At 61.6% G+C, this 11331-nt stretch carries 9 protein-coding genes; all 9 read right to left on the bottom strand.

Annotated features, from left to right (window positions below; all coding sequences use genetic code 11):
- Nucleotides 1-162: 162 nt before the first annotated feature.
- Nucleotides 163-3669 (bottom strand): DNA-directed RNA polymerase subunit beta', encoded by a 3507-nt coding sequence (gene rpoC, locus NUV99_11850; GenBank protein ID MCR4420783.1) that lies wholly within the window; start codon nt 3667-3669, stop codon nt 163-165.
- 21 nt (nt 3670-3690) lie between these two features.
- Nucleotides 3691-7146, bottom strand: a complete 3456-nt coding sequence (gene rpoB, locus NUV99_11845) for a DNA-directed RNA polymerase subunit beta (GenBank protein MCR4420782.1) — start codon at nt 7144-7146, stop codon at nt 3691-3693.
- Nucleotides 7147-7537: 391 nt separating this feature from the next.
- Nucleotides 7538-7921: a 50S ribosomal protein L7/L12 gene (gene rplL, locus NUV99_11840; protein MCR4420781.1), complete on the bottom strand. Its 384-nt coding sequence runs from the start codon at nt 7919-7921 to the stop codon at nt 7538-7540.
- A 58-nt stretch (nt 7922-7979) separates the two neighbouring features.
- Complete coding sequence (gene rplJ / locus NUV99_11835; GenBank protein MCR4420780.1) at nt 7980-8507, bottom strand: 50S ribosomal protein L10; 528 nt, start codon at nt 8505-8507, stop codon at nt 7980-7982.
- A 203-nt stretch (nt 8508-8710) separates the two neighbouring features.
- Complete coding sequence (gene rplA, locus NUV99_11830; GenBank protein ID MCR4420779.1) at nt 8711-9409, bottom strand: 50S ribosomal protein L1; 699 nt, start codon at nt 9407-9409, stop codon at nt 8711-8713.
- Nucleotides 9410-9417: 8 nt separating this feature from the next.
- On the bottom strand, nt 9418-9846 hold the full coding sequence (gene rplK / locus NUV99_11825; GenBank protein ID MCR4420778.1) for a 50S ribosomal protein L11: 429 nt from the start codon (nt 9844-9846) through the stop codon (nt 9418-9420).
- A gap of 11 nt (nt 9847-9857) precedes the next feature.
- On the bottom strand, nt 9858-10409 hold the full coding sequence (gene nusG, locus NUV99_11820) for a transcription termination/antitermination protein NusG (GenBank protein ID MCR4420777.1): 552 nt from the start codon (nt 10407-10409) through the stop codon (nt 9858-9860).
- A 34-nt stretch (nt 10410-10443) separates the two neighbouring features.
- Nucleotides 10444-10659, bottom strand: coding sequence for a preprotein translocase subunit SecE (gene secE, locus NUV99_11815; protein ID MCR4420776.1), 216 nt, complete (start codon nt 10657-10659; stop codon nt 10444-10446).
- A 16-nt stretch (nt 10660-10675) separates the two neighbouring features.
- Nucleotides 10676-10864, bottom strand: a complete 189-nt coding sequence (gene rpmG / locus NUV99_11810; protein ID MCR4420775.1) for a 50S ribosomal protein L33 — start codon at nt 10862-10864, stop codon at nt 10676-10678.
- Nucleotides 10865-11331 lie beyond the last annotated feature (467 nt).

The raw sequence follows: 11331 nt of genomic DNA, 5'->3' as shown, positions 1-11331 counted from the left end.
CGCCTCCACCCTTGCTCTCGCCGAGTTCGGTGCCCGGCGAGGCTTTAGGTACTCGCGGAAACCAGGACTGCCGTCGAAAGGTAGGAATTACTCAGTAGACCCGTTCCCGCGCCGGATCCCACCTTACCCTGCCGGCAGTTGGGGGCGCCTTCGGTGCCCGGCCTAGCTCCCGACCTCCCTCAGTCCCGCCTCCCCCGTCTCGGGGGCTGACGGCGCTTGCTCCTCCTGCTCGGAAGGAACCAGCATCTTGAGCTGGCGGTAACGGGACATACCCGTACCGGCCGGGATGAGCTTGCCGATTATTACGTTCTCCTTTAATCCCAGCAGGGGATCCACCCGGCCCTTGATGGCCGCTTCGGTCAGTACCCGGGTGGTCTCCTGGAAGGAAGCCGCGGACAGGAACGAGTCCGTGGCCAGTGAGGCCTTGGTGATGCCCAAGATCACCGGCCGCGCCGTTGCCGGCTTCCCTCCCTCGGCCTCCACTCGGGCATTCTCGTCCTGAAGCTCGAAGCGGTCGACAATACCTCCGGGCAGGAGGGTGGTGTCACCCGGGTCGTCTACCTTCACCTTCCGGAACATCTGCCGGATCATGATCTCGATGTGCTTGTCGTTGATCTCTACCCCCTGCATGCGGTACACGCGCTGAACCTCGCGCAGCAGGTAGAGCTGGGCCGCCCTGATGCCCTTAACCTTGAGCAGGTCGTGGGGGTTCACCGGTCCCTCGGTGAGTTCGTCTCCGGGAACGACCTGACTTCCCACCTCTACTTTAAGCCTCGAACCGTAGGGCGCCTGGTAAACCCGGGGTTCGCCCTCGGGACCTACCACTTCGATCTCCCTCCGGCCCCGGCCTTCACCGATGCGGGTTACCACCCCCGGTGCCTCGGCGATGACGGCCTGCCCCTTGGGCCGACGGGCTTCGAAGAGTTCCTCTACGCGAGGGAGACCTTGGGTAATATCCTCGCCGGCCACCCCGCCGGTGTGGAAGGTGCGCATGGTGAGCTGGGTGCCCGGCTCGCCGATGGACTGGGCGGCGATGATGCCTACTGCTTCCCCGATCTCCACCGGATATCCGGTGGCGAGATTCCGGCCGTAGCACTTTACGCATACGCCGTGCCGGGTTTGACAGGTCAGGGGGGAGCGCACCTTAACCTCCTTGAGCCCGGCGGCCAGAATCTGCTCTACCTGCTCTTCCCGGATCTCCTCGTTGGCCCGCACTATGATTTCCCCGGTCTTGGGGTCGCGGATATCCTCGACGGCAAAACGGCCGGTAATCCTCTCTTCCAGAGCCTCGATGACCCGGTCGCCTTCGGTGACCTCGCCCACCGATATGCCCTCAGTGCTGCCGCAATCCTCCTCCCGCACGATTACATCCTGGGCCACGTCCACCAGGCGGCGGGTGAGATAGCCAGAGTCCGCCGTGCGGAGAGCGGTATCCGCCAAACCCTTGCGGGCGCCGTGGGTGGAGATGAAGTACTCCAGCACCGTGAGGCCTTCCCGGAAGTTGGCCTTAATGGGCAGGTCGATGATGCGGCCCTGGGGATCGGCCATCAGGCCCCGCATCCCTGCCAATTGTCGGATCTGCTGGATGTTGCCCCGGGCGCCGGAATTGGCCATCATGAACACCGGGTTGAACTTATCCATGTTCTCGGTGAGCTTGCGGGTGATCTCTTCTGTAGCCTCATTCCACAACTGGATGACCCGTTGGTAGCGCTCTTCCTCGGTGATAAGGCCTCGCCGGAACTGCTGCTCGATGTTCTCCACTTCCGCCTCCGTGCGGGCAATTATTTCGTACTTATCGGTGGGCACGTCTAGATCGGTAATACCGATGGTCAGCCCCGCCCGGGTGGCATAGTGGAAGCCCAGCCGCTTGATCCCGTCCAGCACCTCGGCCGTGGCCGCATTACCCTTGAGCCGGTAACACCTGGCCACGATTTCTCCCAGCCGCTTCTTGTCGATCTCGCAGTTGTAGAACCCCAGTTCCTTGGGGATGGGAGCCTCGTAGTGGAAGATCAGCCTGCCCAGGGTGGTCTCAGTAGGCCGGCCGTCTACCGGGACGGTAATGCGCGCCTGAAGATCCAAGAGGCCGTTTTCGTAGGCCAGACAGGCCTCTTCGTAGCTGGCAAAGCGCCTGCCCTCACCCTTGGCCCCCGGACGCTGTACGGTGAGATAGTAACAGCCGATAACCATGTCCTGGGTGGGTGTTGCTACCGGCCGGCCGTCCTTGGGGTTGAGGATGTTGTTTACCGAGAGCATCAGAATGCGGGCCTCGGCCTGGGCTTCCGCGGAAAGCGGGACGTGGACTGCCATCTGGTCGCCGTCAAAGTCCGCGTTGTAGGCGGTGCAGACCAGGGGGTGGATCTGCAGCGCCCGGCCTTCCACCAGCACCGGCTCAAAGGCCTGGATGCCCAACCGGTGCAGGGTTGGAGCCCGGTTGAGCAGCACCGGATGTTCTCTGATGACCTCCTCCAGAACGTCCCAGACCTCGTTCCGCACCCGCTCTACCATCCGCTTGGCGCTCTTGATATTGTGGGCAAACCCCTTGTCTACCAAGCGCTTCATTACAAAGGGCTTGAACAGCTCCAGCGCCATCTCCTTGGGCAGGCCGCACTGGTGCATCTTGAGTTCCGGACCCACCACGATTACCGAGCGCCCGGAGTAGTCCACCCGCTTGCCCAAGAGGTTCTGCCGAAACCGCCCCTGCTTGCCCTTGAGCATATCGCTCAGGGACTTCAGAGGACGGTTGCCCGGGCCGGTCACCGGGCGTCCCCGCCGCCCGTTGTCGATCAGGGCGTCTACCGCCTCCTGCAGCATGCGCTTTTCGTTACGGACGATGATGTCCGGCGCTCCCAGGTCCAGGAGGCGCTTCAGCCGATTATTACGGTTGATTACGCGCCGGTAAAGGTCGTTGAGATCCGAGGTGGCAAAGCGGCCGCCGTCCAGCTGGACCATGGGCCGCAGTTCCGGAGGAATTACCGGAATGACATCCAGGATCATCCACTCCGGCCGGTTGCCGGACTTGCGGAAGGACTCGACCACCTCCAGCCGGCGGATGGCCCTTACCCGGCGCTGGCCGCTGGCCTCTCTCAGTTCCTGCCGCAGTTCGGCCGCGAGCTTATCCAGGTCAATTTCCTCCAGCAGCCGTTTGATGGCCTCGGCTCCCATCATGGCTTCAAAGCGGTTGCCGTAGCGCTCCCGGTACTCCCGATACTCGGTCTCGTTGAGCAACTGCTTCTTCATCAACGGGGTGTCGCCGGGGTCCACCACCACGTAGGAAACGAAGTACAGTACCTTCTCCAGCGCCCGCGGCGACATATCCAGGATCAGCCCCATCCGGCTGGGTATGCCCTTGAAGTACCAAATATGGGAGACCGGTGCGGCCAGCTCTATGTGCCCCAGCCGCTCCCGCCGCACCTTGGCCCGGGTAACCTCTACCCCGCAGCGGTCGCAGACGATCCCCTTGTAGCGAACGCGCTTGTACTTTCCGCAGTGGCATTCCCAGTCGCGGGTGGGTCCGAAGATCCGCTCGCAGAACAGGCCGTCCCGTTCCGGCTTCAGGGTACGGTAGTTTATGGTTTCGGGCTTTTTGACCTCCCCGCTGGACCAAGCGCGGATTTGCTCCGGAGAAGCCAGGGCAATGCGTATCCGTTCGAAGTTGCTGACGTCCAACAAGGCCCTCTCTCCTTTCCGCCCTTACTGGGCCTCGCGCTTTCTCACCCGAGGCAGGTTCTCACCGTAGTCCGAAGCTTCTTCGGGAGCCTCTTCCCAGCCCACTTCTTCCTCTTCCCCCAGATCCTGATCCTCGAGTTCGCCGGAAAGAGCCTCGGCCTCTTCCAGGTCCTCACCGAGAAGGTAGGCCTCTTCTTCCTCTTCCGGAGGCTCTTCCTCCACCACCGGCGGCGCATGCTCCGGACGAAGCTCGAGCCCCAGTTCCTTGGCCGTATCCACGAACTCGTCCTCTTCGTCCCGGATCTCTATCTCCTGGTTCTCCTCGGAAAGCACCTTTACATCCAAACCCAGGCTCTGCAGCTCCTTAATCAGCACCTTGAAGGACTCCGGCACGCCGGGTTCGGGCACGTTCTCACCCTTAACGATGGCCTCATAGGTGCGCACCCGGCCTACCACGTCGTCCGACTTGACGGTAAGGATTTCCTGCAGAGTGTAGGAAGCTCCGTAGGCCTCCAGCGCCCAAACCTCCATCTCCCCGAAACGCTGGCCCCCGAACTGGGCCTTTCCGCCCAGGGGCTGCTGGGTAACCAGGGAGTAGGGCCCGGTGGAGCGGGCGTGAATCTTGTCGTCCACCAGGTGGGCCAGCTTCAGCATATAAATATAGCCCACGGTCACCTCGTGGTCGAAGGGCTCGCCCGTACGTCCGTCGTAGAGAACGGTCTTGCCGTGACGCGGCAGCCCGGCCTGTTCCAGGGCACGCACTATGTCCTCTTCGGTAGCGCCGTCGAATACCGGCGACGCAATCTCTATGCCTAATGCCCTGGCCGCCCAGCCCAGATGGCATTCCAGAATTTGGCCCAGGTTCATGCGCGAGGGCACGCCCAGAGGGTTCAGCACGATATCCACCGGTGTACCATCGGGCAGGAACGGCATATCCTCTATGGGAAGGATGCGAGAGATGACCCCCTTGTTGCCGTGGCGTCCGGCCATCTTGTCGCCCTCGGAAATCTTCCGGCGCTGGGCCACGTAGACCCGCACCAGCTGGTTGACGCCGGGGGCCAGTTCGTCACCGTTATCCCGGGAGAATACCTTCACATCTACCACTTTGCCCGACTCGCCGTGCGGCACGCGTAGAGAGGTATCTCTTACCTCCCGGGCCTTCTCGCCGAATATGGCCCGCAACAGGCGCTCCTCGGCAGTTAGCTCGGTTTCTCCTTTGGGCGTTACCTTGCCAACCAGAATGTCTCCCGGACGCACCTCGGCTCCGACCCGAATGATGCCGCGCTCGTCCAGATCCTTGAGGACTTCTTCCCCCACGTTGGGAATATCCCGGGTAATCTCCTCCGGGCCAAGCTTGGTGTCCCGGGCCTCGCACTCGTACTCCTCAATGTGGATGGAGGTAAAGACGTCTTCCCGAACCAGGCGCTCGCTGATCAGAATCGCGTCCTCGTAATTGTAGCCTTCCCAGCTCATGAAGGCTGCCAGCACGTTGCGTCCCAGGGCCAGTTCGCCACCCGCGGTGGAAGGCCCGTCCGCGATTACCTGGCCGACTTCCACCCTCTGTCCCTTCTTGACAATGGGCTTCTGGTTGATGCAGGTCCCCTGGTTGGAGCGCATGAACTTTATCAGGTTGTAGGCGTGCTCTCGCCCCAGGTCGTCGGTAATTACGATTTGGTTGGCCGTCACCCGGGTTGCCACCCCGCTGTGCTTGGCCAGGACCACTACCCCGGAGTCCCGGGCCGCCTTCCATTCCAGACCGGTGCCGACCAAGGGAGCTTCCGTCCGCACCAGGGGTACGGCTTGGCGTTGCATGTTGGCTCCCATTAGGGCCCGGTTGGCATCGTCGTGCTCCAGGAAGGGGATGAGCGAGGCGGCCACGCTCCATACCTGCTTGGGGGACACATCCATGAAGTCCACATTTTCGGCCGGTACCTCTAGAATCTCTCCCCGGTAGCGGGCGTTCACCCGCTTCCTCAGGAAGTGCCCCTCCTCGTCCAGGGGGGCATTGGCCTGGGCGATCACGTACTGCTCTTCTTCATCGGCCGTAAGGTAAACTATTTCCTTCGTGACCACGCCTCTTTCCTTATCCACCCTGCGGTAGGGAGTCTCTACAAACCCGTAGTCGTTCACCCGGGCATAGGTGGTGAGGCTGCCGATCAACCCGATGTTGGGTCCTTCCGGAGTCTCGATGGGACAGATGCGGCCGTAGTGCGAATGGTGTACGTCCCGGACCTCAAAGCCCGCCCGTTCCCGGCTCAAACCACCCGGTCCCAAAGCGCTTAACCGCCGCTTATGCGTAAGCTCGGAAAGCGGATTGGTCTGGTCCATAAACTGGGACAACTGGCTGGAGCCAAAGAACTCCTTGATTGCCGCCACTACCGGTCGGATGTTGATGAGAAGCTGCGGCGTAACCACGTCGACGTCCTGAATGGTCATGCGTTCGCGGACTACCCGCTCCATTCGGGCCAGCCCAACGCGGAACTGATTCTGCAGCAACTCCCCCACCGAGCGCAAGCGGCGGTTGCCCAGGTGATCGATGTCATCGGGCTGCCGCTTCTCGTCCATTACGTCCAGCAGATAGCGGAGGAGGGCCACGACGTCCTCGGCGGTAAGCTGTCTGCCGGTCAGGCCGGGGTCCAGCCCCAGCTTCTTGTTCAGTTTGTACCGACCTACTGCTCCCAGGTCATAACGACGGGGATCGAAGAATAGACTCTCCAAGAGACCCCGAGCACTCTCGACCGTCGGCGGTTCGCCCGGGCGCAGACGGCGGTAAATCTCTACCAACGCTTCTTCGGTAGAATCGGCGTTATCACGTTCCAGGGTGGTCTGAATGCGCGGATCGTAGTTAAAGAGCTCGGCTACCGCCATAGTGGTACCGTAGCCCAGGGCCCGAACCAGTACCGTGGCAGGTATCTTGCGGGTGCGGTCCACCCGCACGTGAATAAGGCCCGAGGCATCGGTCTCGAATTCCAACCAGGCTCCCCGGTTCGGTATCACCGTGGCTCCGAACAGGCGGGCACCGCTGGGGTCGGTCTGGGCGCTGAAGTAAACCCCGGGAGAGCGAACGAGCTGGCTGACTACCACCCGCTCCGCTCCGTTGATGACGAAGGTTCCCTTTTCGGTCATCAGGGGGAAATCACCCATGAAGACCTCTTGCTCCTTAACCTCACCCGTCTCCTTATTGATTAGGCGAACCTTCACCCGGAGAGGGGCGGCATAGGTCATGTCCCGCTCCTTGCAGGCTTCAACACTATACTTGGGTTCACCCAGACTGTGGCCGACGAACTCTAGGAGCAGGTTGCCGGTAAAATCCTGGATGGGAGAGATATCGCGCAGTACCTCGGCCAACCCTTCGTTGATGAACCACTCGTATGACCGGCGCTGCACCTCGATCAGGTCGGGAACCTCCAAAACCTCTTGGATCCGGCCGTAACTCCAGCGTTCCTTCGTACCCAGTTGAACCGGGTAGGGATAGGCCATCACTTCACCCCCGTAGGACAATAAAAATGCAAAAGCAAAGCCATGCCCGGGGTTTTGCTTTGCTTTTCCACCTTAGGCCCCTTATCTACCTATTATACCCAAAACTCGCCACCCTTAACCGAGCAGCCACTATGGCATTTATATATAATAACGCCAAACGGCCCCGCCGTCAATAGGCCGATCGTGCCGGGTAAAACTAATCCAGGAAAAAGGTCAGGAGCCCAATGGGATTTCACCCGGAAGGCAACCAAGGAGGGTTGGCTCAAAGCCCGATTGGGCCGAAGATCTTCGGGTCGATTCGGCCACCGGCGGACCGGCCGCCCGTGGCCGCCCCACCTCTTGGTGACGGGCTGGGGGCCCGGATACCCCGGGCCCTTCCGCCCTTGCCGCCTTACTTTACCTCTACCGTAGCCCCGGCCTCTACCAGCTTTGCCTTGATGCTCTCCGCTTCTTCTTTGCCGATCTTCTCTTTGATCGGCTTGGGCGCGCCGTCTACCAGGTCCTTGGCCTCTTTCAGCCCCAGGCCGGTAATCTCGCGCACCACCTTGATTACATTTATCTTCTTGTCCCCGGCCGATACCAGAATAACGTCGAACTCGGTCTGCTCTTCCTCCGCCGGAGCCGCCTGAGGAGCGGCTGCGGCCGGCGCTGCCGCTACCGCCACCGGCGCGGCGGCACTGACCCCAAAGGTTTCCTCCATGGCCTTGATCAATTCGGCCAGCTCCAGCACCGTGAGTCCCTTTACCGCCTCGACGATCTCCTGTACCTTGCTCACCCGTTCTAACCTCCCTCACTTATTGACGACATCCCCGGTCGCTACCCGGTTTTTCCGCTTAGGCCGTGGCCTTGGCCTGCCGCACCTGATCCAGCACGTACACCAGATTGCGCAGTAAAGCCTGAAGCACCCCCACCGCGCCGGCCAGAGGCGCCTGGGTATGGCCCACCAGCCGGGCCAGAAGCTCTTCCCGGCCGGGCAATTCCGCCAGGTTCTTGACCTGGTCGACGGTCAGGACGCGACCGCGCAAGAGCCCTCCCTTCAGCTCCAGCGCCTTATGATCCCGGGCAAACTCCTGCAACACCCGGGCCGGCGCCGCTCCTTCCTGCTCGGACACGGTAATGGCCGTGGGTCCCACCAGGAAAGCCTCGGTTCCCTCCAGGCCCACCCGCCGCGCCGCCAAGCGGGTTAGGGTATTCTTAACCACCTGGAACTCTGCTCCGGCCTGCCGTAGCCGCTCGCGTAGTTCGGTGATTTCGCTGACTTTCAGGCCCCGGTAGTCGGCAAAAAGCACTACTTCGCTCCGGCCGAGCTTCCCCTCCAGCCGGGTGACAATGGCCTCCTTCTCTGCCCGCCGCTTCCCCAACTGCCTTCCCTCCACACCAAAAAAGTTTAGGCTCCCGCTACGCAGGAGCCCAGGAACGTTAACGCTTTGCCGGGCCGATAGATCGACTTGCCAGCAACCGTCAGGCGCGGGCAAGCGCCGTCTCAACCCGTTTGCTCCCGGCCTCGGCAGGACTTTAAGCCTTACGGCACCTGCGTTCTGCGGCCGCAAAGAAAACTCGATTGTCAGCGCGGCAAGGCTTTCTGCGGATGGATCTTTACTCCCGGCCCCATGGTGCTGGAAACGGTGATGCTCCGCAGATACTGGCCCCTGGCCGCCGGCGGTTTGGCCTTCACCAGGGCATCGATAAGGGTACGGAAATTCTCCATCAGCTTCTCGGTGTCGAATGTTACCTGGCCGATGGGGACATGAACGATGCCGGTGCGGTCGGTCCGGTACTCAACCTTCCCGCCCTTAGCTTCCTTGACCGCCCGCTCCACGTCGAAGGTTACGGTACCGGTCTTCGGATTGGGCATCAGGCCGCGCGGTCCCAAGATGCGGCCGAGCTTGCCCACCGCACCCATTATGTCCGGGGTAGCGATGGCCACGTCGAAGTCCAGCCATCCGCCCTGGATCTTCTCCACCAACTCCTCGGCCCCTACGTAGTCCGCGCCGGCCGCCTCCGCCTCCTTGGCCTTTTCACCCTTGGCAAACACCAGGACTCTTCGGGTCTTGCCGGTACCGTAAGGGAGAACTACCGTGCCCCGGACCTGCTGGTCCGCGTGCCGCGGGTCCACCCCCAGGCGCACGGCCACCTCTACGGTTTCGGGGAACCGCGCGAAGGCCACCTTCTTCACCAGGTCAATGGCCTCTTCCGGCGCATACATCGCCTGCCGGTCGTAAGCCTTCACCGCATCTTGATAGTGTTTTCCTCTTTTCGGCACCGTGATCCCTACCCTTCGATCTCGATGCCCATGCTCCGGGCCGTGCCCTCGATCATCCGCATGGCCGCCTCCACATCGTGGGCATTGAGATCCCGCATCTTGAGCTCGGCTATCTCGCGTATCTTGCTCCGTGGCAGCCGCGCCACTTTGGCCCGATTGGGTTCGCTTGACCCCTTCTCCAGGCCGGCCGCCTTCTTCAGAAGCACGCTGGCGGGCGGCGTTTTGGTGATGAAGGTGAAGGATCTATCCTCGTAGATGGTGATCTCCACCGGGATGATCATACCTTCCTGAGAAGCGGTCCGCTCGTTGAACTCCTTGCAGAAGGCCATGATGTTTACGCCGTGCTGACCTAAGGCCGGCCCCACGGGCGGCGCCGGGTTAGCCTTGCCGGCCGGCACCTGAAGCTTGACTACGGCGGCTACTTTCTTCTTGGCCACTGGGCCTCACCTCACTCCACCTTTTCCACCTGCGTAAAATCCAGTTCTACCGGCGTTTCCCGGCCGAACATGGAAACCAGGACCTTCACTTTTCCTTTTTCGGGCTGCACTTCTTCGACGGTACCGATGAAATTCTGGAAGGGCCCGCCGGTCACCCTGACATTCTCGCCTACCACCAGGCGTATGCGCGGCCGGGGCTCGGCAGCACCGGGCTCCCTCAGCATCTGGCGTACTTCGTCGGGACGCAAGGGGATGGGCCTGGCCCCCGAACCGACGAATCCCGTCACCCCGGGCGTACTGCGCACCACGTACCAGGATTCCTCGGTAAGGATCATTTCCACCAGAACGTACCCGGGATATATCTTGCGCTTGACGATTTTCTTCTTTCCGTCCTTGATCTGCAGCTCGTCCTCCATGGGGACAACCACTTTAAAGATCTTGTCACCCATGTTCATCGAGCTGACCCGCTTTTCCAGGTTGGCCTTTACCTTGTTCTCGTATCCGGCATAGGTATGAATGACGTACCACTGCCGCTCGTCGTTCTCCTGTTTTGCCATAGCCATAGATGTCCGTGGGCCTGGTCCAAGCCCTACCTCCCTAGATAACCAGTTCCAGCAGGAAGCTAAACACCGAATCTATCGCCCAAATAAAGGCGCCCACCAGCGCCACTGCCACCACTACTACCAAGGTATAAATGCTCAGCTCCCGCCGGGTCGGCCAGTGAACCTTCTTCAGTTCGGTCCATACTCCGTGGAAAAAACGGCGCAGGCGCTCGATCCACGGCACCTGCCCGGCCACTGCCTTAGTGGCCAACTACCTCACGTCCTCTCTACCGGGTTTCCCGGTGCAAGGTATGGCGACCACACCGCACGCAGAACTTCTTCAGCTCCAAACGATCGGGATCGTTCTTCTTGTTCTTACTGGTCGTGTAGTTCCGTTCCTTACATTCAGTGCAGGCCAGAGTAACGTTCACGCGCACCGGTGTCCACCCCCAAAATCGTCTGCAACAATCTATCATAAAGGCAGGGTGTTGTCAACGGGCCGAGCCACTGAGGTATCTCCACCTTCTGCCGGCAGTCCTGGTTTCTCCGAGTACCTGAAGCGTGCCGGGTGCCGAACTAGGTGAGAGCGAGCGTGGAGGCGGGCGCCAGGCCTCTGGATGGCCGAAGCCGCGCCGCCGCCTGACGGGTTCTCGCGCGGTGTGCCCGCCGGAGCGCGAAGCGCAAAGCTGCTCGGTCGGCAAAGCGACCGGTACGAGGGGGAACCAGGACTGCCGGCAGGGCAAACTGGGGATACTTTTCAGGCCGAGCCGGGGGCAGTCCCCGGATTGCTTCGGGCGATACCCCTTGAAAGCCAAGAACCGAGGTGGCTGCGGCCCGGCCGGCCCTCGCCCTCAGGGCAAACGCACGTACCCCCGGTACGTACTGCTGCCTCCCGGCTATTCTTTAATGGTGGTGACCACGCCAGCGCCCACGGTACGGCCGC

This window comes from Clostridia bacterium (assembly GCA_024653205.1).
Classification (GTDB): Bacteria; Bacillota; DSM-521; order Neomoorellales; family SLTJ01; genus JANLFO01.
This window is presented reverse-complemented; position numbering and strand designations above follow the sequence as displayed.